The sequence below is a fragment of the Pseudomonas sp. RIT409 genome (assembly GCF_003052515.2).
Lineage (GTDB): Bacteria > Pseudomonadota > Gammaproteobacteria > Pseudomonadales > Pseudomonadaceae > Aquipseudomonas.
Genome location: NZ_QARE02000014.1, coordinates 101,940 through 121,683, shown reverse-complemented (window position 1 = coordinate 121,683; position 19,744 = coordinate 101,940). Strand labels below are relative to the sequence as shown.

Sequence of the window (19,744 nt, the reverse complement as noted above, 5' to 3'; positions counted from 1 at the left end):
CACTGCTGCGGAGAGAAATCAATGCCTCGTTTCACTGCTATTCCCGCCGACCAAGCCACAGGCGCCACAGCCGAGACTTACGCCAGCATCAAGAAATCCGTAGGCAAGGTGCCCAACGCCTACGCGGCGCTCGCCAGCCTGGCGCCAGCCGCACTGCAGGCGATGCTCGCAGCCGATAAGGTGCTCGCCAGCGGCCCCTTGAGCAAACCGGACCAGGAAACCGTCAAGCTGGTCATCAGCGAACTGGCGGGCTGCGACTACTGCGTCGCTGCGCACAGCATGGTCGGCAAGCTGGTCGGCCTGTCTCCCGACACGCTGCACGCGATCCGTGACGGCGTAACGACCGGTGATGCCCGTCGAGATGCCCTGGTGTCATTCGTACGCCACCTGGCGCTCAATCCCGGCACGCTGCCGGAATCGCAGGTGCAGGCGCTGCAAGCGGTGGGCTACCAGGGCGAAGACATCGTGCACATCGGCCTGGCAATTTCGGTGATCACCTTTACCAACGTGTTCAACCGCATCAACGATACCGTCGTCGACTTTCCCAAACCCGAATAGCCGCCTTTGTGGCAAGGATGTCGTTTTGAACAGCCTCCTATCCTTTCTCCCGGCGGACCCCGAACTGCGTGCTGCGTGCGAAGCTTTCGCGATTCCGGAGCGCGTGCCGGCCTCTGCCGAAGAAGTGGCGTTCCTGGCCACGGGCAGGCGGACTTCCCTGACCCTGGATCGACAGGAGGTCGCCTACTGGACCTTCGGCGACGGCCCTCGCGTGCTGCTCATGCACGGCTGGTGCAGTCGTGGCTCGCACTTGGCCGGGTTCGTGGCGCCGCTGCTCGCAGCGGGTCGCAGCGTGGTGCTCTTCGATGCGCCAGGCCACGGCGACTCCGACGGGGCGGCTTCGAGCATGATCCACACGGCGCGATGCGCCTTGAGCCTGGCCCAGGCGGGCGGCGGGTTCGAAGCGCTGATCGCCCACTCCGCCGGCTCGACCGCGGCGCTGTGGGCGCTGGCCAACGGCTTGTCGGTGCAAAAGAGTGTGCACCTGTGTGGGCCGAGCTCGATGAAACAGGTCGTCACCGGAACGGCACGCGCCCAGGGGCTCGAACAAGGGCTTGCATTGCGCTTTGAGGCGTGGGTCGAAACCTTCACCGGGGTCGACCTGGATTCGACAACGCTGTCGAGTTTGACTGCAAACCTTCATCATGCAGGGCTGATCATTCATGACAGCAGTGACCGAGTCGTCGATCTGTCTCAATCCAGGGCCTTGCAGGCGGCCTGGCCGGAAGCCAGATTGCAGGTGACGGAGGGGCTGGGGCACCGTCGGATACTCGGGGATGCCCGGACCATCGCCAGCGCGGTCGCGTTTCTGGCGGGTGAGGCCTGAGCGCATGCCCGCCCGACACCCTACCGCAACACATCACCCTGACAGTGCGCGGAGAACAATCCCATGACGCCCCCCCTCTCCCGTGCTGAGGCCGAGGTGTTCGAGCGTTTTCACGACGCGGTATTCGTGCGGGACATGGAAGGAACGATTCACTTCTGGAACTCGGCGTCCGCCGCGCTGTACGGATGGCCCTCGCACACCGCACTCGGCGCCAACGCGCGTACCTTGCTCAAATGCAAGCATGGCTGCGATGCGCATTCGACGGCCGATGCCCAGGTGCTCGCAGACGGCTACTGGGAAGGGGAATTGTCGCGACTGACCGGAAGCGGTGACCGCCGACTGGTGAACGCTCGCTGGTCCCTGCTCAAGGATGCTGGCGGCAACCCGGTCGGCATTCTGGAAACAGGCTATGACATTTCCTCGGCCAAGGACCTGGAGCGCCACCTCAAGGCCAGCGAGTACCGTTACCGCAATCTGTTTCAGGCCATGGCGGCGTCCTTCTGGGAATTGGACTTCACTGCTGTCGGCCCCAAGATCCGGGCGCTGCTGGACGCCGGCGTGCGGGACCTGGAGCCGTATTTCCTGGCTCATCCCGAGGTCGTGCGCGACATGATGCAAAGCACTCGGGTGCTGGACCTGAACGACCACAGCCTGCGTTTGTTCGGGCGGGGCGACCGCAACGAAATGCTCGGAACGATCGACCGCTATTGGCCAGACGAAAGCATTCAGGTGTATGCCCGCTGCGTGGTCAAATCCCTCGCCGGCCTGCCCAACAACATTGAGGTCACACGGCTCAGAACCCTGGAAGGCAACGTGTTCGAATGCCTGTTCACTGCCTGCTTTTCCAAGGAAAACCTGGCCCGAGGGGTGATTCTGATCGGCATCATCGACCTCTCGGAACTGGCGGCGGCGCGCCACGCGCTGGAGATCATGCAAACCGAACTCGCCCATGTCGCGCGTATCTCGATACTCGGCGAGCTGAGCGCATCCATCACCCACGAAATCAAACAGCCGCTGACCTCGATTTCCACCTATGCCCAGGCGGCGCTGCGCTGGCTGAAACGCCCGCAGCCCGATCTTCAGGAAGTCGAAAATGCCCTGCTGCAGATCATCGGCGAGGCGCAACGGACCGATGACGTCATCGGCCGCATCCGTGCCATGGCACTGCGTCGCCCGGCTGAAGAGACGCAGGTGTCGCTCAACGAAGTGGTGCAGGATTCCCTGAAGTTCACCGACCATGAACTGCGCAAGCACTCCATTCGCCTGACCCTGGATCTGACCGGCGCGTTGCCGCCGGTAAGAGCGGACCGCGTATTGCTGCAGCAAGTCATCGTCAATCTGGTCATGAATGCCGCTCAGGCGATGGCCTCTGCCAACCGTTCACCCAGGGCATTGACGCTGCGCAGCGACTGTCCGGACGGTCGGCAACTGCGCATCGAAGTCCTGGACAGCGGGCCTGGAATTGCGCCGGGCCTGGAAGACAAGGTGTTCCAGAGTTTCTTCACCACCAAGAGCACCGGCATGGGCATGGGCTTACCGATCTGCCGTTCCATCATCGAGGCCGCTGGCGGCCAGATTCGCATGGCGAACCGGGAGGATGGCCAGTCCGGCGCACGGGTCACGGTCACCTTGCCGGGGCTTGCGGTGTCGGCGTGATCGCCCCGGTAGGGCCATTATCGACTGGCACACACGTGACGGGAGGCGCGAGGCTCACGAACGCCTGCGCAACATGACGGCGGCCCGAACCCTTCGGCGACCGAACACGGTCATGCGCTGAAATTCGCCGTGGCTGACCGGCAAGTGCTGGCAATCGAGGCCGCGCTTGTAGCGGCTGTGGTCCACGTCGGGGTCGTGCAAGTAGACGAAGTCGTCATCGCAGCCGGTGATCAACACCCAATGTGGCGCCTTGAGGCGGGTGAATCGGTAGCTGCTGATCAGCACCACCGGCTTGAAGCCTTCGGCCAGGGCCCCACGGATATCCAGGGTGGAGGACAGCACCTGCTCCACCTGCGTCTCGCCCAGCGCCTGGGCGAAATTGTCTTCCACCAGCGTCATGATGGCTTTCTTCTCCAGGCTGCGAACACCCTCCAGAAACAGCGAGCCTGGCGCACTGACCACAAGCCGCACGTCGAACCCGCGCCGCCATGCCGCCAGCGCAAGACCTTGCGGACTGCAGCCGCCGTGGCCTGCGGTCATGAAGATGGTGGTCGCCTCCCGCCAGAGCTGGATTTCTTCAGGACGGCTCATCGAGCGTTGCGCGTCCAGGGCTGCCATGGCCATCAGCAGGCAGGCAGCGCCGCAGGTGAACTCGGTCGTCTGGGGGTAATACGGTACGTGGCGAGCGGGCGCCGGGGCGTCGCGCAACAGGCGCTTCTCGTAACGCAACGCTTCGGCGTGGTCTTCGTAATAGTCTTCGACGATCGCAAAGCGCTCAAAGCCGTTGGCCTCGTACAGGCTGATCGCGGCGGGGTTATCGGGGCGAACTTCCAGCCGCAGCCAGGCGCAATTGCGAGCGAGTGCACAGGCCTGCGCCTCGTCCAACAAGCGCTGACCCAGGCCGTGCCCCCGCCAGGTTTGACTGACGGCAATCGAATAGAGCCGAGCCAGGGAAGTGCCGCGATGAAACAGCAACAGGGCGTATCCGGCCAGACAGTCCTGTGCCGTCACGACCATCAGGCAGGCATTCGCCCGGCTGACCATCCACTGGAAATTGCGCGAGCTCAACCGATCGAGGGTAAAACAGGCCTGCTCCAGTTCCACCAGAGCCTGCACATCGTCCATCGACGCAAAGCGAACATCAAAAAGCATGGCGACACCGTAATGTTTGAGTAACGAACCGGGACAGGGCCAAAGGCCCGTGATTTATTGAAGCGGCGTCTTCTTCAACACGGATCGATTACTCATGTCAGCGGTGCCAGCCAACGTGAACGCAGTATTGGACAAATCCGAACGTTCGACAATCTCTCTGGTCGAGGAACCTCCCAGTGCCCACCCTTCCGGCAGTCGACTGCTGATTCTGGTGGAGCGCAAAGAGGACTGGGCCGACTACTTGCCCAGCGAAAGCCTGATGCTGGCGCAGGACTACCTCGAACACAGCGATGATTTTCCCCATCGCACCCAGGTCATCAACCTGTGCCGTCATTACAAATACCTGGGGCAGGGTTACTACTGCTCGTTGCTCGCAGAAGCCCGTGGGCACAAGGTGTTTCCTTCGGTGAGAACGGTCAGCGAACTGGCCCGCAAAGCGCTGTACGGGGTCGGACTGGACGACCTGGAACGCACTCTGGAACGGGCGCTGGCCAACCACCCTTACGGCAGCACCGAGGCATTCACCCTGTCGCTGTACTTCGGCAAAGCCTCCATCGCCTCGCTGCAGGAAATTGGCCGCCAACTGTTCGAGATTTTCCCCTGCCCTATCCTGCTGGTGGAATTTCGTCGAGGCGAGACCTGGCAGATCGCGGGGATCAAAGCCGGTGCGCTGCATAGGCTGCGCGACGAACAGCAGCACGTTTTCGCCGACGCGCTGGATGCCTTCAATCGCCGCACTTGGCGTCAGCCTGCCTCCCGCCGGGTGGCGCGTTACGATCTGGCCATCCTGCACGATCCGACTGAAGCTCTCCCCCCTTCCAACCCTGAGGCGCTGGAACGTTTTATCCAGACCGGTCAACGGCTCGGCATCGATGTCGAGTTGATCGAGAAGAAGGATTACGCACGCCTGGCCGAGTTCGATGCGCTGTTCATCCGCGAAACGACGCGGGTGGACGATCACACCTACCGCTTTGCGAAAAAAGCCGAGCGCGAAGGCCTGGTGGTGATCGACGACCCCGCCTCGATTCTTCGCTGCACCAACAAGGTCTACCTCGCTGACTTGCTGAAACGCCGGGGGCTGGGCATGCCTGCCACGGAAATTCTCTACAAGGATCGCGCGCAAGAGCTGGAACACGTAAGGCGCCGCCTGGGCTTTCCCCTGGTGCTGAAGATCCCAGATGGTTGCTTCTCGCGCGGGGTGATCAAGGTTACCGACACCCCCGCCCTGATGGCCGCCGCCCACGAGCTGTTCGAGCACTCGGTGCTGCTGCTCGCCCAGGAATATTGCTACACCGAATACGACTGGCGAGTGGGTGTGCTCAACGGCGAAGCCCTCTACGCCTGTCAGTACTTCATGTCCAAGGGGCACTGGCAGATTTACAACCACAAGGCTGTCGCAGGCGAGGTCAACGGCCAGTGTCGCGCAGTGCCGGTGGAACTGGCGCCACCCGAGGTGGTGAAACTGGCCGTGGACACCGCCCGCCTGATCGGGGACGGGCTGTATGGCGTCGACCTCAAGCAGACCGGCGATCGGGTACTGGTCATCGAAGTGAACGACAACCCCAACCTGGACGCGGGCATCGAAGACGCTGTGTTGGGCGACGAGTTGTATCGCCGGGTGTTGCAGGCCTTCACCCAACGGCTGGAACGCAAACACCGCGGCCAGGCGTGGTGAATGATGATCGACGGCTATTGCATCGAATCCGGTGCGCTGCGCGCCGCGCCTGAAACTCACGCCGAAGTATGGCTGTGCACCGCACCGGACGCCCTTGAACAGAAGGCGTTGCAGGAACGGCTTGGCGTCGGCGCCCAAGCGATCGCCTCTTCACTGGACCCGGACGAAGTGGCCCGCATCGAAATCAAGCCCGATCACCTGTTCCTGATCTGGAAACGCCCGGAAAGCTTCGATGGCCGCGCCTTCAATGTGTCGTCGTTCGGCGTGGTGCTGAGTGAACGGCGCCTGGGGGTGATTTGCGCCAGCAATTCGCTGCTGTCGAGCCTGAACGAGGCGCCCGACCTGGCCGGCCCGCTGGATGTACTGATGGCGCTGCTGGCTGAAAGTGTTCATCACTACCTGGGGCATCTGCGGGTGGTGAAACACGTGGCCCGAGAGATTCAACAGCAATTCACCCAGACGATGGACAACCGGCAACTGGCGCAGATGTACAACCTCAGCGAAAGCCTCGTGTATTACGTGAACGCGATCCATGGCAACGGCACGGTGCTCACCCTGCTGCGCAGTCACGGCCAACGACACGGGTTCAGCGACCACCAGTTGCAGGTGCTCAACGACCTGATCATCGAAAACGAACAAAGCTATCAACAGGCCAGGATCCACGCGAAGGTGTTTGCCAACCTCATCGAATCGCGCGGCAACCTGGCCAACAACGGCATGAACCTCGCGCTGCGCAAGCTCACCCTGATCAACGTGGTGTTCCTGCCCTTGAACCTGATTGCCGGCATTGGCGGGATGTCGGAGTTCAGCATGATGACCGCCGGCGTGCCCTGGTGGATTTCGTTTCCGAGCCTGATCGTCGGCATGGCGCTTCTGGGCGCTGGCATGGTGGTCGCGCTGCGACGGATGGCGTGACCCGTCCTCTTTTTCAATTCTTCCCAAGGCATTCAGGAGTCAATGATGCACGCTTCAGATGTGGGTCTGGTCATGATGGGGGTGATTGCGGTGCTGGGCACATTGATCAGTCTGTTGGACCATCGCATGCAGGACGAGCCGCCCGCGGCCAAACCTGTTGACGAGCGGGAAAGTCGTCGTTGAGCGCCAGCTCACCTCGGGCACGTTCACTGGTCAGCCAGCACTCCCCTAGCCCCCCACAGGCCTGGCGAAATGCGGCGACTGTCCAAAGGCCTCGATCAAGAACTCGGCGAGCGCCTGGATCTTGCGCGCGGGATGGGCACCGGGCGGGCGCACGATATACGCCCCTGCCGGGGGCGGCGGATACCGCGTCATGATCGGAACCAGTGCGCCAGACAGCAGGTGTTCATAGGTGAGGCAATCCGGCAGGTAGGCAATCCCCAGGCCTGCCTTGGCCGCTGCGACCAAGGCCACGCCGCTGTCAGCCTTGAACCGGCCCTGCGGGTGAACGGTCACCACGTTGGCGCCATCCTTGAATTGCCAGCGCTCGGTGCCCTGCATGAGGGCCTCGTGCGCGGGCACTTCATCCGGCGATTCCGGCGCGCCCCGCGCACTGATGTAGTCGGGGCTGGCGACCAGTTTGGTGTAGATCGGGCCAATTCCCCGGGCGATCAGATTGGAGTCGGCCAGGTAACCGACGCGAATCGCGCAATCGAACCCCTCGGCGATGAGGTCGACGAAGCGGTCGCTGTAGCACGTGTGGATGTGCAAGGCGGGGTGCCGCCGCGCCAGTTCCGCCAACATAGGTGCGAAATGGGTCGGCCCGAATGAAAGGGGCGCAGCGATGCGTAACCGGCCGCGAAGAGGCCCCTCCGGCAGGATCGTTTCGCGAGCGGCCTCGATTTCAGCGCAGATTCTGGCCGCGTGATCCCTGAACGCCGTCCCGGCCTCGGTCAGTGCCGCGCCCCGCGTCGTGCGGGCCAGCAACTGCACGCCCAGACCGGCCTCGAGGCGGGCGAGCCTGCGGCTGACCATGGATTTGGACACCCCGAGACGGACCGCCGCTGGCGAAATCCCCCCGGCGTCGGCGACTTCCACAAACGTCTGCAACTCGTCGATATCCACGCCAGCGTTCCTCTTTGTGCAACACAGCAAGGCTCGACATGCTACTACTGAGTCGAAGAATGCAACAGCACAATCCTGCTGCCTGATGGCTTCCCTCTCCGGGAGGCCGTTCGGGTATCGAGTTGATCTCGATTCGGCGAGGACAGACTCTGGCTCGTCCGTTTGCAACGGCGAGCGTACGGCCCGTCCCACACCTCGACAATAAATCCAAGCAGGAGCAGCACATGGCAAGCGAGACCATTCGCAACCCGTTGACCGATCATCTTTTGTCGCCGGAAAATTCGGCGCTGATCATCATCGATTACCAGCCCGTCCAGGTCTCTTCGATCCGCTCGATGCCGCGCGACGAACTGGTATTCAACATCACCAGCGTGGCCAAGGCAGCGCTCAACTACAACCTTCCGATCATTCACTCCACCGTCAACGTTGCGACAGGGCGTAACAAACCGCCGATCCTGGCGCTGCAGGAGGTATTGGGCCACCTGCCGACCTACGATCGAACGTCCATCAACAGTTGGGAAGACATCGAGTTCAAGCAGGCGGTCAAGGCTCTCGGCCGCCGCAAGCTCATCATCACCGCGCTCTGGACAGAAGCCTGCCTGGCGTTTCCAGCCCTCGACGCTTTGCAGGAAGGTTACGAGGTCTACGTACCGGTCGATGCCGTGGGTGGTACCTCGGTGGCTGCGCACGAAGCGGCGTTGCGTCGAATCGAGCAAGCGGGTGGGAAGCTGATCAGCCGCGTGCAGATGTACTGCGAGCTTCAGCGTGACTGGGCAAGGGCATCCACGGTGCCGGGCTTCATGGGCGTCTTCGAAAACGCCGACGGGTTCAACGCGGAAAAATCCATCTAAACGCGGCTCGATTCAGGCCAACCGAGCGCCAGGGGATGGGGTCGCGCACAGCGGCCCCCTCTCTCAACCGTTGGCGATCAGTCGCCCCACCAAAGGCTCGACGATCGTACCGAACACCTTGGGATCTCCATATGCACGGGCCGAAAGCATGGCGCCGTGGACCGCCGCCATGAAGGCTTCGGCCTCCGTGCGGGCGTCGCTGGACAGCACAAGGCGTCCACGCATCGCGCCACGTTCCAAGACCGACGTCAGCCAGGCACTCAATGAACGGAAATGCGCACGCACTTCGAGCACGATTTCCTGAGGCAATACCGGAATCTGGGTCGCCAGCAGCGCACATACGCAATAACCCTTGGCGGCATCGTCGATGCACCCCATCCAGTAACCGATGTAGGCGCGCAACTGATCGGCCGCGTCCGGGCACTGGCGCTCGAGTTCGGCAATCCCGGCCTCCGCCTGCTGGCGGTACTGCATCACGAGGGTGCGCACCAGGTCGACCTTGGTGGGGAAATGGTGGTGGATACTGGCCTTGCGGATACCGACGAATTCGGAAATATCGGCGTAGCTGAAACCGCTGTAGCCGCCCGCGACGATCAACGAGCGGGCGCAGTCGAGGATATCGAAGTAAGTCGTAGAGTGCGTGTTCATGGGCGCACCCTACCTTCTAGTAGATCACCCGGTCAAGCCGTGCCGTTCAGCCGTCCGACATCACGTTTTCGCGCAGACGCTTGGCTTCGGCGACGTCAGTGGTGCGGGGAAGCTGGATGCCGTTCTTGGCCGCCAGAATTTCCGCCATGACGCTGACGGCGATCTCCGCTGGTGTCTTGCTGCCGATGTAAATGCCCATCGGGCCGTGCAGTCGGCGAAGCGAGGCATCGGTCTCCCCGAAATGCTCGATCAGACGTTCACGCCGCAGCTGGCTATTACGCCGCGATCCGATGGCACCGATGTAGAAGGCCGGGCTCTGCAACGCTTCCAGCAATGCCAGGTCGTCCAGCTTGGGATCATGGCTCAAGGCGACGATGCAGGTGCGCAGATCGACGGCGAACTCACGAACCACGTCATCCGGCATGCCTACCCGGCACTCGACCCCGGCAACGGCCCAGGTTTCGACGTACTCGGGGCGCGGGTCGCAGACCGTGACCTTGAAGCCATTGAACAGCGCCATCGTCGCCAGGTATTCGGCCAGCGCACCGGCACCGATCATCAACAATCGGTACCCCGGCCCCAGCGTGTTGAGCATGTGCTCGCCATCGAAGCTGAATTGCTCCGGCTGGGCGCTGTGTTCGAGGGCAATCGCGTTAGTGTCCAGGCGTAACCGCCGTCGCACCAACTGACCTGTGTCGAGCCGCGCCAGCAGTTCATCGAGGGAGCGCCAGTCGGGGGTGAACTCGAGCACCAGTTCCAACGTGCCCCCGCAGGGCAAGCCGAAGCGATGGGCTTCGTCGGCACTGACGCCGTAGCGCACGACGTCAGGCTGACGGTCCGGCAGCCCGCTGCCACCATAGGCCGTGGTGTAACGGTGAATCAGATCGTCCTCGATGCAGCCACCGGACACACTGCCCACCACCCGCCCGTCGTTGCGCAGCGCCATCATCGATCCCACCGGCCGCGGCGAAGAGCCCCAGGTGCGGGCGACGGTTGCCAACAAGACCCGGTGGCCCGACGCGAGCCAGTCGCGCGCGGTGCGTAACACCAATAGATCGATGCTTTCCATCTGACGTCCTCAACGCATGTGCAGAATGATCGGGCTGCTGCTGGCCGGATCGGTGTGCTCTCGCAGTTTGCCAACCGATTGTGCATCCACCGCCGTGCCGTGATTGCCCCAAGTGGTGCGAATGAACGTCAGGACCTCAGCGATTTGCTGATCCGACAACTGCTCGCGAAACGCCGGCATGCGATAGGCATCCGGTACCCCTGCCGCGACCACCCGTTGCGAGCCGTTCAACGTGATGTTGATCGCTGAAGCCGCCTCCTTCGCCAGCGCCGAAGTGGCGCCCGCCAATGGGGGCATCGCCTCAGGCTGGCCCTGTCCGTCCACCCCGTGGCACGAAGCGCAGCGGGTAACATAAGTGTGAGCGCCGGGCGTGTCCAATCGTTCCGCAGCGGAGACGGCCTGATACTGCCAAGGCGTGCCGTCACGCTGGCTATCCCCCGGCAGCGACTTGAGGTAGCGGGCGATGGCAGCAAGGTCGTTATCGCTCATGAACTGAGTCGAGTTGTTGAACGCTTCGGTCATCGAGCCGAACACCACGGCGTGCTGGTTGCGACCGGTTTTGAGGAACTGCACGATCTGCGCTTCGCTCCAGCGACCCAGCCCCGTGTTGGGGTCGTCCCGCAGGCTTGGCGCGTACCAGCCATCCAATAATGCACCGGCCAGGAACGGCTTGCCGGACTCATCCAGCGCCTTCTCATTGAATGCCAGGCCACGCGGCGTGTGGCAACTGCCACAGTGACCCGCGCCTTGCACCAGGTACGCGCCCCGATTCCACAGTTCATCCTGTCCGGACTTGGCCACATATGGCGTGGTGTCAGCGAACACACCATTCCACAGCGCGATCGGCCAGCGCAAATTCAAGGGCCATGGAATCGAGCTGGGGATATTGGCCTGCTTGACCGGCGCGACCCCTTTCATGAAGAAGGCGTACAGCGCACGCACATCGTCATCATTGAGCTTGGCATACGACGGATACGGCATTGCTGGATACAGGCGTCGGCCGCCCGGCGCGACACCGTGGCGCAGGGCCCGATCAAAATCGGCCAGGCTGTAACTGCCAATCCCGGTTTCTTTGTCCGGGGTGATGTTGGTGGCATGAATCGCCCCCAAAGGGGTGGCCATTTCCAGGCCGCCTGCGAAAGGCGCGCCATTCGGCACGCTGTGGCAGGCCACGCAGTCGCTGAGCCGGGCGACGTACTCGCCACGGCTCACCAGGGCAGGGTCGATGTCGGCGACCGCAGTGGGATCGTTCTGCAACGACGAGGCGGGTTCGCGGGTGACGTACCAGGCCAGCAGCATCGCCGCGACCAGGCACACCACGACCACTCCCCCAGCGGTTCTTGCGAATCGGCTGTTCTTCATAGGCATTGCTGTAGACGCTCCCTGCAGGTCAGGTAAAAGAATGTCGGCTCAGTGGCAGGCTGCGCACGCGCTGCCCGGTCAAGGTCGCCACCGCATTGGCCACGGCAGGCGCCACCGCAGGCAGCGGCGGTTCACCGATGCCGCCCATCTTTTCCCCACTCTCGACCACCTTCACATGCACCCGTGCCATGCGTGACGGCGGCAGGATCGGGTACAGGTCATAGTTGCGGCCTTTCGGTATGCCATTGACGTAAACCACCTCTTCCACCAGCGTCTGCGACAGCCCGAGTGCCACCGCACCATTGACCTGCGCCTCGACAATGGCCGGGTTGACGATGTTGCCAGGGTCAATGGCCTGCCAGATGTCATGCACCACGACCTGGCCGTCCTTGATGGACACTTCCGCGATCACCGCCGTCTGCGTCCCGAACGGTGACGCCATGGCGACCCCGCGCGCACGCCGGGTGCCGTCCTCGGCGGTGAACGGTCCGCGCTTCCAGCCGCCCGACAGCTCGCCGACCGCGGTGAGCAAGGTGGTCAAGCGTGAGTTGTCGCGCAGCAGATGCTTGCGCAACTCGAAGGGATCCTTGCCGCCCTTGTCTGCCAGTTCATCCAGGAACGACTCATAAAAGAAGTCGTTGAGTGAATTGCCCACGGAGCGCCAGTAACCCAGCATGACCGGGCCCTTGACGTAGATCTGCGCGATCCGTTTGTTGGGGATGGCGTACGATTTGCCCGCCAGGCCTTCGAGGGCGGTGGGGTCGATCTTGTCGCCCTGCTTGCCCGCCAGTGCTTCAGTCGGGCCTTCCGTCGCGCTCACCGCTTCGATTGCGACCGGCCAACCGTTTTCGTCCAGCGCTCCACGGAAATTGACCGCCGCGATGGGGCGCATTGCATCGCGCAAGAACTCTTCCTCGCGGCTCCAGATCAACTTCACCGGCCGGCCCACCGCCTTGGCCAACTCAATTGCCTGCGGGTAGGGGTTGGCCGATTCGTACAGGAAATGGCGTCCGAAAAACCCACCCAGCAGCGGCGAATGCAATGTGATTTGCGCCGGGTCGAGCCCGGTGCGTTTGGCAATGTCCGCTCGGAACATGTCCGGCGCCTGGTTGGGCAACCAGATCTCCAGCGAGCCGTCGGCGTTGAACCGCGCCAACGCCGAGGACGGTTCAAGCTGGGCATGGTTCAGGTACTGGTTGTGATAAGTCGCTTCCACTGTCGATTTGGCCTTGGCCAGGACGCCCGCGACATCCCCCTCTTTCTCGTCGTCGCGTGCCGGGCTTTTTTCCGCGGCCAGACGCTGGACGTACGCGTCACTGGAAAAGTCGGCGGGCATCGTGCGCCCGCTCGCATTGGCCGGGGCCTCCTGCCAGTCGACCTGGATGGCTTCCACCGCCCGTTTGGCCGTCCACCAGCGCTCGGCAACGACCGCTACAGCGCCGGGCAACCGGTGCACCGAGTGCACGCCTTTCATGGCCTTGACCTGCTCTTCATTGCGCAGATTGCCCACGGTCATGCCCAGGCGCGGCGCATGCTGGACCGCCGCATGCAGCATGCCATCGACCTTCATGTCGATGCTGTACAGCGCTTTTCCGGTGGATTTGTCGTAGGCGTCGAGACGCTTGACCGGTTTGCCGATCCAGCGGAACTGGCTTGGGTCGCGCAGTTGCACACTGGCGGGGTCGGGCACAGGCAGGTCCATGGCCCGCTCGGCCAGTTCGCCGTAGGTCACTGAACGGCCGGAGGCCGCGTGCACCACTTTACCGGGCTCGGTGGACAGCTCGCTCACCGGCACGCCGAGCTTTTCCGCCCCGGCCTGGAGGAACATGGCGCGGGCCAAAGCGCCCATGCGCCGCATAGTCGGGTAACTCATGCGCACCGACATGCTGCCGCCGGTGATGCGCATGCCGTTTTCCATCACGTAATAGGCATCACCAGGTGGCGCGGCGTCGACGAAGAAATTCGCCGGATCGACATCCAGCTCTTCCCCAACGATCTGCGCCATGGCGGTGAAGGTGCCCTGCCCGCCCTCGATGAACGGGCAGCGCAAGTGCACGGTGTTGTCCGGGCGGACTTCCAGGAAGGCCGGGACTTGCGTGCCCCGCTCCGTCGCGTTGCCGGCCGCGGCGGCCTGCACACGGGAGGCGCCCAACGGCAAGCCAAAACCCAGCACCAGGGCGCCGAGCGCGGAACCGGTGAGAAAGCGACGGCGGGAGAAATTAACCGGCCCCGTCAGTGGTTGACCCAGCGCCTGCTCGATGGCATCAAGACGAGCGTTCATCAGGCTTCCCCCTTCGCCAGATCGTGCACGGCGGCATGAATAGCGTTATAGGTGCCGCAGCGACACAGGTTGACCATGGCCGCCTCGATCTGCGCGTCGCTGGGTTTGGGATTGTGTTTGAGCAGCGCCGTGGCCGCCATCACTTGACCGGACTGGCAGTAGCCACACTGGGCCACTTGCTGATCGACCCACGTTGCGACGACGCGCTTGCCGACCTCGTCCGACTCGATTGCCTCGATGGTGGTGATTTCACGCCCCACCACCCCGGCAACCGGCGTGACGCAGGAGCGCACCACGTTGCCGTCCACCAATACCGAGCACGCACCGCATTGCGCCAGGCCACAGCCATATTTGGTGCCGGTCATACCCAAATCGTCGCGAATCACCCACAGCAAGGGCGTGTCCGCATCCGTATCGACCTGATAGGTCTTCTGGTTGATTCGTAGTTCCATGGTTCACCCGCTGATCATCGGTTATGTTGCGTTTTGTCATTCGTGACCCGCGTCGAGGCGGATCATCGGTCATACGGATTGCGGCCTAGGCCGTTTCACTGTCCAGGGACGATTCATCGACCCGCTGGCCCCGCCGTTGGGCGATATCCAACCGGGGGGCCGCGCCGAACAGGCGACTGTATTCTCGGCTGAATTGCGAAGGGCTTTCGTAGCCGACCGCGAAAGCGGCACGGGACACCTCGAGCCGTTCGCTGAGCATCAGGCGCCGCGCTTCATTCAGCCGCAGCCATTTCTGGTATTGCAGCGGGCTCATCGCGGTGAGCTGGCGAAAATGGTGGTGAAACGTGGGGGCGCTCATCTGCACCCGCGCGGCGAGCTCTTCGATACGCAGCGGCGCGGTGTAATTCAGCTTGAGCCAGTCGATGGCCTTGGCGATGCGGTAACCCTGTCCGTCCACGGCAGCGATTTGCCGCAAGCGAGCGGCCTGATCGCTGTGCAACAGGCGGTAGTGAATCTCCCGCAGCACCAGCGGCGCCAGCACTGGGATGGCTTGGGGTTCATCGAGCATTTCCAACAGCCGGGCAAGCGCCCCTTCCAGCACCGGCGACAAACGACCGATGCCCACGCCCGTCCCCGCAGCCCGCGCTTGGGGCGCGGGCGTGACGCCTGCGGCAATCACCTCGGTCAACAGGGTCACGTCGAGCTTGAGCACCAGTCCGACGCAGGGCTGCTCCGGGCTTGCAACGAGCACCTGACCATTGGCAGGCAGATCCAGGGAAGTCACCAGAAAATGCGACGGGTCATAGCTGTACGCTTCACCGCCGATCCACAATTGCTTCGCACCCCGTGCGACGAGAATCAGGCTCGGCTCGACCAGGCATGTCGCTGGCGGCACTGGCTGGTCGCGACGAAACAGCGCCAGCCCGGGGATCGACGTCTGGATGTCGCCCGGCTCGCGGATACGTGGGTCGATGAGCTTGGCCAGTGACGAGGCCTGGTGCACGCGGGGGTGAATCATCGTTCGAACTCCTTTGTGCAGACTCTAGTCTGCAATCCCGGCGTTTCCTATCCGTGCGCCTGCATTCTCAGAGGATTAGGCAAGCATTCCAGAGGATTGAACTACGGCTGGGTTGATCCGCATGAACGCACTGCACGCCACTCGAGGAATCAGTATTGCCGGGCTGTAAGCCCTGCCACCCATCAATCGCGTTGAACGCCTGACAGCGGTTCCGATCCATTGAGACAGCGGTTCAACCCACGCGGCCGCACGTTGCGGACCGCAAGAACCCTTTCTCGCTCATCACCCTCGGGAGTTTCCATGAACTATAAAACCTACCTGACTGCGTTTTCGCTCGTGGCACTGTGCGCTGTTTCCAGCATCAGCCAAGCGGCCGAGGAGCCCACCGTCAAGATGGACCGGCCTGGCGCGGGCGTTCGGGAGATCAAAAAGGGCGACAACGTGCCTGACGAGTATCAGCGTGAAAGTATGGCGATCAAGGACTGGAAAAGCCGCAAGCTGACAGCGCCAGGGGAGCATGAGCAATGGGTAGAGATCGGCGGTAAATACGCGCTGGTCAATATCCCGACGGGCACCATCAAAGAGATGGTCAACAAGAAATAGCGTCGTGGGTACACCACCCACAGGCTGCGGAGCTTTTGCGCAGCCGCGTGCCGCCTGCTGGTCAGGCGGCCTTCATTTCGCGATGGCTCAAGCGCGCCGACCTGTCCTTCTGCTCTCTCTGCCGTGGGTTTGGGCAAATCGAGTACGCAGTTGAGCCACCAACTCGGCAATGGCCCGACTGTTGTCCAGCGATGCGGCATTGATTCCACCTGTCACCAGGTTGGCGCCGGTGGCGGGATCGACGAGCTCGATCGTCAGTTCATTGGAGGCGCTTGCCGTGCACCGGCATTCCAGAGGCAGGAAGCCCGATTCGATGATGTGACGCAGTTCAAGCAGAGAAATAGCCATCGCGATTGTCCTTGTTATGTCGGCAGTACAGCGTCAGGTTCATCCCTTGAAATCTTTCGGCCCGGCTCATCGGGCACCGTTCGGCCTTCCGCTGGCCTTTATCGATTATTTATGTACCCGCCGTAGCATGGATGCGCATTGATCGGCATCAACGTCTTGGGCGGGGGAACTGTTTCAGCGCTGGGGTGGATGCTCCGAGGACACCGAGTTGTTGGCGTCTACGTCAGACATGTCCTCGTCCTCCAAAGCCGCCTCATCGTCCGGCTCGAGCGGAACATGGGCGTCCTCGGTCGCTGGATCGGGGATTACGTCCGGCCTGCCGGATTCGAGCGGTTCAATGGAGTCGACCGCGTTTTCGCTGCCACCGGGAATGCCTGTTGATGGGCTCATATACACCTCTTGGTTCAGGGTTGGGTCGTGCTTAATGGTTTCGAATCACCCCCGCCCCTGTCGTTCAACGAAGTTCCCGAACGGTCGTACCGAGCATGTTGCTAAACATGTCGCCAAACCTGTCCGAGCTTTGAGTCCGAGCTTTCAGTCCGAACTTCGCCCTGCCCTGCCCCTCAGATGAGGAAGTGGGCCAGTTCGAGAGGTATACGCAATGGGAGCGCTGAAAATTGCCACGTTCAACGTCAACGGTATTGGCGCGCGCCTTCCCAATCTGTTGCGGTGGCTGGAGCGTGAACAACCCGACATCGTCTGCCTGCAGGAGCTCAAGGCGCCAGACAAGGCCTTTCCTGCCCGGGAGATCGAGGCAGCGGGCTATGGCTCGCTCCACTTGGGTCAGCCTTCCTGGAACGGCGTTGCCATTCTGGCGCGCGACACTGAGCCCTTGCTGATCCGCAAGGGGCTGCCTGGGGAAGAAGCCGATACCCACGCGCGCTACCTCGAAGCAGCGGCTCACGGTGTCATTGTCGCGTGCCTGTATTTGCCCAACGGCAACCCCCAACCAGGGCCGAAGTTCGATTACAAACTCAGGTGGTTCGAACACCTGATCAAGCACGCCGAAACGTTGCAGGCGAGTGAACATCCCGTGGTCATGGCGGGCGACTTCAACGTGGTGCCCACTGACGACGACATTTACAACCCGCGTTCATGGCGCAAGGACGCTCTACTGCAACCTGAAAGCCGCGAATGCTTTCAGCGGCTGCTGGCCCAAGGCTGGATCGACTCGGTCAGGCATCTGTATCCGGAGGAGCGCGTCTTCACATTCTGGGATTATTTCCGGCAGCACTGGCAAAAAAACTCCGGGCTGCGCATCGACCATCTGCTTCTCAACCCCGTACTTGCCCCGCGTCTCGAAGACGCCGGGGTGGACGCGTGGGTGCGGGGAGAAGCGCATGCGAGCGACCATGCGCCTACCTGGATCCGCCTCGAAGGGCTGTAGTGGCGGGGTCGTCAAACGGGTCAGGGCTGGCGCTCGAGCGTATCGGTCTCGGCGTTCGTCACAGCAGGGCCCAGCAAGCGGTAATAGCGCATGTGAAACCGCGACTCCTCCTCACGCCCCTCAAGTCGCGCACGCAGGGCCGTATCCAGATGCCACTGGCGAATGCGGCACAGGCTTTCGATCTGGCGTTTGGATCGGGTGCTGTCACTCATCGGGCTCTCCTTGCCTCAATTCTTGGGGAAGTCGGCGGACGGCTAGACACTTGCCTTCAGCCCGTCGCAGTCGTAGGAATGACCTCGGTCCGTTCGCGGCGGTTCAGCCACGACTTCAGCCGAGACGACGGATGGCGCTCCCCGCCTGCCTAGCGCCTTCGCCGCTTGCGAAAGGACCGACACGAGCAGGCACCTCCAGGGTCGGCAGGCGCTTGCTCATGGCCTGAGCGATCAGGCGGCCGGTTTCAGGATGACCTTCGTCCACCCTTCATCCCGCGCATCGAAGTGCTTGTACGCATCAGGGCCTTCCTCCAATTTCAGGCTGTGCGAAATGATCTGCGAAGGCTGGGCGCGGCCATGGTGAATCAATGCCGCCAACCGCCGGTTGTAGGCTTTCACATTGGCCTGGCCGGTGCGTACCTGCTGACCCTTGAACCAGAACGTGCCGAAATCGAAGGCCATCTTGCCCTCCTTCGCCAGCGCGTTATTGGCGCCCGGATCCTGTGGAACGAACACGCCGACTGCGCCAATCCCGCCCGTGGCCTTGGTCGATGCCACGAGATTGTTCATGGTCAAATGATTCGCTTCGTGCCCATGCCTGTCACAGCATTGATAACCCACGCATTCACAGCCCCGGTCGGTGCCCCGCCCGTTGGTCAGATTGAGGATCTGCTCGACGGCCTCCTGCTCCAGACCGGAGATCGGGGTAGCGCCCATCTGCGCAGCGAGCTTGAGCCGGTCAGGGTGGGTGTCGACCACAAAGACTTGAGACGCCCCTTTGATCATCGCCGCATGGGCGGCCATGAGCCCTACCGGTCCGGCTCCGTAGATGGCAATCGTCTCGCCGGGCAGCAGACCGGCGAGCTTCGTGGCATGCCAGCCAGTGGGAAAGATGTCCGAGAGCAGGACGTAATCGTTTTCTTTTTCTTGCGCATCTTCAGGAAGCACCAGGCAATTGAAATCCGCGTAGGGCACGCGCAATAACTCGGCCTGCCCACCTTGGTACGGCCCCATGTCGGCAAACCCATAGGCGGCGCCCGCCGTTCCCGGATTGGCCGTCAGACAGAATCCCGTCAGCCCCTTTTCACAGTTCTCACAGAAACCGCAGCCGATGTTGAATGGCAGGCAGACGCGGTCGCCCACCTTGACTCGGTCGACACCCAGGCCGACCTCCACCACCTCCCCGAGGTTCTCATGCCCGAACACTCGGCCGGTTTCCATGGACGTGCGGCCTTCATACATATGCAGGTCAGAGCCACAGATGTTCGTGGTGGTGATGCGCACCACGACATCGGTGGGTTTTTCGATTTTCGCATCGGGCACGTTTTGCACGCTCACGTCGCGCGGCCCGTTGTAGACGATGGCTTTCATAAGACACTCCCGTTCAAACACCAAAAGGTTTGTCGGCTCACAAGGTATCTGTCCGGTGGGGGCGGCAATTGGGTCAACGATTCGTTCAGGCATATGACGAGTGGCGCTCTTTTTTTTTCGGCCCCGCGGCGCAACCAAGTGAATTTGCATCGAAAGCAGGGATCTATGATCGGATTGATCGCCGGCCGTTTAAGAAATAAACGCCTTATGCGCCGCAACACTTCGCCATGAAAAC

21 protein-coding genes are annotated in these 19,744 nt (G+C 62.3%); 9 read left to right on the top strand and 12 right to left on the bottom strand.

Going from position 1 to position 19,744, the window contains the following annotated elements; translation table 11 throughout:
* Nucleotides 1-21: 21 nt before the first annotated feature.
* The 3 genes from DBP26_RS18055 to DBP26_RS18045 all read left to right on the top strand — a co-directional run bounded on the left by DBP26_RS18055 (nucleotide 22) and on the right by DBP26_RS18045 (nucleotide 3,040).
* Complete coding sequence (locus DBP26_RS18055) at nucleotides 22-558, top strand: carboxymuconolactone decarboxylase family protein (protein ID WP_108238793.1); 537 nt, start codon at nucleotides 22-24, stop codon at nucleotides 556-558.
* Between the two features lie 25 nt (nucleotides 559-583).
* Nucleotides 584-1,384 (top strand): alpha/beta fold hydrolase, encoded by an 801-nt coding sequence (locus DBP26_RS18050; protein ID WP_108238794.1) that lies wholly within the window; start codon nucleotides 584-586, stop codon nucleotides 1,382-1,384.
* Between the two features lie 63 nt (nucleotides 1,385-1,447).
* Nucleotides 1,448-3,040, top strand: a complete 1,593-nt coding sequence (locus DBP26_RS18045) for an ATP-binding protein (RefSeq protein WP_108238795.1) — start codon at nucleotides 1,448-1,450, stop codon at nucleotides 3,038-3,040.
* A gap of 54 nt (nucleotides 3,041-3,094) precedes the next feature.
* Here the strand turns inward: DBP26_RS18045 and DBP26_RS18040 are convergent, their stop codons facing one another.
* A complete protein-coding gene (locus DBP26_RS18040; RefSeq protein WP_108238796.1) occupies nucleotides 3,095-4,192 on the bottom strand; it encodes a GNAT family N-acetyltransferase/peptidase C39 family protein in 1,098 nt (365 codons plus the stop codon).
* A 94-nt stretch (nucleotides 4,193-4,286) separates the two neighbouring features.
* On the opposite strand from DBP26_RS18040, the gene DBP26_RS18035 reads away from it, so the two are divergent.
* From DBP26_RS18035 to DBP26_RS27060, 3 genes are read left to right on the top strand one after another with little or no spacing between them, the layout of a single operon-like run.
* Nucleotides 4,287-5,867: a RimK family protein gene (locus DBP26_RS18035; protein ID WP_108238797.1), complete on the top strand. Its 1,581-nt coding sequence runs from the start codon at nucleotides 4,287-4,289 to the stop codon at nucleotides 5,865-5,867.
* A gap of 3 nt (nucleotides 5,868-5,870) precedes the next feature.
* Entirely contained in the window at nucleotides 5,871-6,782 is a 912-nt protein-coding gene (locus DBP26_RS18030) for a magnesium transporter CorA family protein (RefSeq protein WP_108238900.1), read from the top strand.
* Between the two features lie 45 nt (nucleotides 6,783-6,827).
* Nucleotides 6,828-6,965, top strand: coding sequence for a hypothetical protein (locus DBP26_RS27060; protein ID WP_177411083.1), 138 nt, complete (start codon nucleotides 6,828-6,830; stop codon nucleotides 6,963-6,965).
* Nucleotides 6,966-7,010: 45 nt separating this feature from the next.
* On the opposite strand, the gene DBP26_RS18025 is transcribed toward DBP26_RS27060, so the two are convergent.
* Nucleotides 7,011-7,907: a LysR family transcriptional regulator gene (locus tag DBP26_RS18025; protein WP_108238798.1), complete on the bottom strand. Its 897-nt coding sequence runs from the start codon at nucleotides 7,905-7,907 to the stop codon at nucleotides 7,011-7,013.
* Between the two features lie 224 nt (nucleotides 7,908-8,131).
* Here DBP26_RS18025 and DBP26_RS18020 point away from each other — a divergent pair, with 224 nt between their 5' ends.
* A complete protein-coding gene (locus DBP26_RS18020) occupies nucleotides 8,132-8,758 on the top strand; it encodes a hydrolase (protein WP_108238799.1) in 627 nt (208 codons plus the stop codon).
* Between the two features lie 63 nt (nucleotides 8,759-8,821).
* Here the strand turns inward: DBP26_RS18020 and DBP26_RS18015 are convergent, their stop codons facing one another.
* The 6 genes from DBP26_RS18015 to DBP26_RS17990 all read right to left on the bottom strand — a co-directional run bounded on the left by DBP26_RS18015 (nucleotide 8,822) and on the right by DBP26_RS17990 (nucleotide 15,588).
* A complete protein-coding gene (locus DBP26_RS18015) occupies nucleotides 8,822-9,406 on the bottom strand; it encodes a TetR/AcrR family transcriptional regulator (RefSeq protein WP_108238800.1) in 585 nt (194 codons plus the stop codon).
* Nucleotides 9,407-9,452: 46 nt separating this feature from the next.
* On the bottom strand, nucleotides 9,453-10,475 hold the full coding sequence (locus DBP26_RS18010; RefSeq protein ID WP_108238801.1) for an XdhC family protein: 1,023 nt from the start codon (nucleotides 10,473-10,475) through the stop codon (nucleotides 9,453-9,455).
* Between the two features lie 9 nt (nucleotides 10,476-10,484).
* Complete coding sequence (locus tag DBP26_RS18005) at nucleotides 10,485-11,837, bottom strand: cytochrome c (RefSeq protein WP_108238802.1); 1,353 nt, start codon at nucleotides 11,835-11,837, stop codon at nucleotides 10,485-10,487.
* Between the two features lie 28 nt (nucleotides 11,838-11,865).
* Nucleotides 11,866-14,118 carry a molybdopterin cofactor-binding domain-containing protein gene (locus DBP26_RS18000; RefSeq protein WP_108238803.1) on the bottom strand — a complete coding sequence of 751 codons (2,253 nt, stop codon included), beginning with the start codon at nucleotides 14,116-14,118 and terminating at the stop codon, nucleotides 11,866-11,868.
* Nucleotides 14,118-14,570, bottom strand: a complete 453-nt coding sequence (locus tag DBP26_RS17995) for a (2Fe-2S)-binding protein (protein ID WP_108238804.1) — start codon at nucleotides 14,568-14,570, stop codon at nucleotides 14,118-14,120. Before DBP26_RS17995 ends, DBP26_RS18000 begins: the two co-directional genes overlap by 1 nt.
* A gap of 85 nt (nucleotides 14,571-14,655) precedes the next feature.
* Nucleotides 14,656-15,588 carry an AraC family transcriptional regulator gene (locus DBP26_RS17990; protein ID WP_108238805.1) on the bottom strand — a complete coding sequence of 311 codons (933 nt, stop codon included), beginning with the start codon at nucleotides 15,586-15,588 and terminating at the stop codon, nucleotides 14,656-14,658.
* 300 nt (nucleotides 15,589-15,888) lie between these two features.
* On the opposite strand from DBP26_RS17990, the gene DBP26_RS17985 reads away from it, so the two are divergent.
* Nucleotides 15,889-16,191, top strand: coding sequence for an RcnB family protein (locus tag DBP26_RS17985; protein WP_108238806.1), 303 nt, complete (start codon nucleotides 15,889-15,891; stop codon nucleotides 16,189-16,191).
* Nucleotides 16,192-16,278: 87 nt separating this feature from the next.
* Here DBP26_RS17985 and DBP26_RS17980 read toward each other — a convergent pair whose 3' ends face one another.
* Complete coding sequence (locus DBP26_RS17980; RefSeq protein WP_108238807.1) at nucleotides 16,279-16,539, bottom strand: DUF1652 domain-containing protein; 261 nt, start codon at nucleotides 16,537-16,539, stop codon at nucleotides 16,279-16,281.
* Between the two features lie 174 nt (nucleotides 16,540-16,713).
* On the bottom strand, nucleotides 16,714-16,929 hold the full coding sequence (locus DBP26_RS17975) for a hypothetical protein (protein WP_108238808.1): 216 nt from the start codon (nucleotides 16,927-16,929) through the stop codon (nucleotides 16,714-16,716).
* A 211-nt stretch (nucleotides 16,930-17,140) separates the two neighbouring features.
* Between DBP26_RS17975 and xth the strand changes: the two genes are divergently transcribed.
* Nucleotides 17,141-17,926 carry an exodeoxyribonuclease III gene (xth, locus tag DBP26_RS17970; protein ID WP_108238809.1) on the top strand — a complete coding sequence of 262 codons (786 nt, stop codon included), beginning with the start codon at nucleotides 17,141-17,143 and terminating at the stop codon, nucleotides 17,924-17,926.
* Between the two features lie 20 nt (nucleotides 17,927-17,946).
* Here xth and DBP26_RS17965 read toward each other — a convergent pair whose 3' ends face one another.
* Nucleotides 17,947-18,138: a hypothetical protein gene (locus DBP26_RS17965; RefSeq protein WP_108238810.1), complete on the bottom strand. Its 192-nt coding sequence runs from the start codon at nucleotides 18,136-18,138 to the stop codon at nucleotides 17,947-17,949.
* 231 nt (nucleotides 18,139-18,369) lie between these two features.
* A complete protein-coding gene (locus DBP26_RS17960; protein ID WP_108238811.1) occupies nucleotides 18,370-19,509 on the bottom strand; it encodes a glutathione-independent formaldehyde dehydrogenase in 1,140 nt (379 codons plus the stop codon).
* Nucleotides 19,510-19,744 lie beyond the last annotated feature (235 nt).

Bases quoted from the DNA above. Each gene is read 5' to 3' on its own strand.
- DBP26_RS18010 (WP_108238801.1), bottom strand. From the start codon at position 10,475: ATGGAAAGCATCGATCTATTGGTGTTACGCACCGCGCGCGACTGGCTC.
- DBP26_RS17960 (WP_108238811.1), bottom strand. From the start codon at position 19,509: ATGAAAGCCATCGTCTACAACGGGCCGCGCGACGTGAGCGTGCAAAAC.
- DBP26_RS18040 (WP_108238796.1), bottom strand. From the start codon at position 4,192: ATGCTTTTTGATGTTCGCTTTGCGTCGATGGACGATGTGCAGGCTCTG.
- DBP26_RS17980 (WP_108238807.1), bottom strand. From the start codon at position 16,539: ATGGCTATTTCTCTGCTTGAACTGCGTCACATCATCGAATCGGGCTTC.
- DBP26_RS18015 (WP_108238800.1), bottom strand. From the start codon at position 9,406: ATGAACACGCACTCTACGACTTACTTCGATATCCTCGACTGCGCCCGC.
- DBP26_RS18005 (WP_108238802.1), bottom strand. From the start codon at position 11,837: ATGAAGAACAGCCGATTCGCAAGAACCGCTGGGGGAGTGGTCGTGGTG.
- xth (WP_108238809.1), top strand. From the start codon at position 17,141: ATGGGAGCGCTGAAAATTGCCACGTTCAACGTCAACGGTATTGGCGCG.
- DBP26_RS17965 (WP_108238810.1), bottom strand. From the start codon at position 18,138: ATGAGTGACAGCACCCGATCCAAACGCCAGATCGAAAGCCTGTGCCGC.
- DBP26_RS18035 (WP_108238797.1), top strand. From the start codon at position 4,287: ATGTCAGCGGTGCCAGCCAACGTGAACGCAGTATTGGACAAATCCGAA.
- DBP26_RS17995 (WP_108238804.1), bottom strand. From the start codon at position 14,570: ATGGAACTACGAATCAACCAGAAGACCTATCAGGTCGATACGGATGCG.
- DBP26_RS18030 (WP_108238900.1), top strand. From the start codon at position 5,871: ATGATCGACGGCTATTGCATCGAATCCGGTGCGCTGCGCGCCGCGCCT.
- DBP26_RS18055 (WP_108238793.1), top strand. From the start codon at position 22: ATGCCTCGTTTCACTGCTATTCCCGCCGACCAAGCCACAGGCGCCACA.
- DBP26_RS17975 (WP_108238808.1), bottom strand. From the start codon at position 16,929: ATGAGCCCATCAACAGGCATTCCCGGTGGCAGCGAAAACGCGGTCGAC.
- DBP26_RS18020 (WP_108238799.1), top strand. From the start codon at position 8,132: ATGGCAAGCGAGACCATTCGCAACCCGTTGACCGATCATCTTTTGTCG.
- DBP26_RS18000 (WP_108238803.1), bottom strand. From the start codon at position 14,118: ATGAACGCTCGTCTTGATGCCATCGAGCAGGCGCTGGGTCAACCACTG.
- DBP26_RS27060 (WP_177411083.1), top strand. From the start codon at position 6,828: ATGCACGCTTCAGATGTGGGTCTGGTCATGATGGGGGTGATTGCGGTG.
- DBP26_RS17990 (WP_108238805.1), bottom strand. From the start codon at position 15,588: ATGATTCACCCCCGCGTGCACCAGGCCTCGTCACTGGCCAAGCTCATC.
- DBP26_RS18045 (WP_108238795.1), top strand. From the start codon at position 1,448: ATGACGCCCCCCCTCTCCCGTGCTGAGGCCGAGGTGTTCGAGCGTTTT.
- DBP26_RS17985 (WP_108238806.1), top strand. From the start codon at position 15,889: ATGAACTATAAAACCTACCTGACTGCGTTTTCGCTCGTGGCACTGTGC.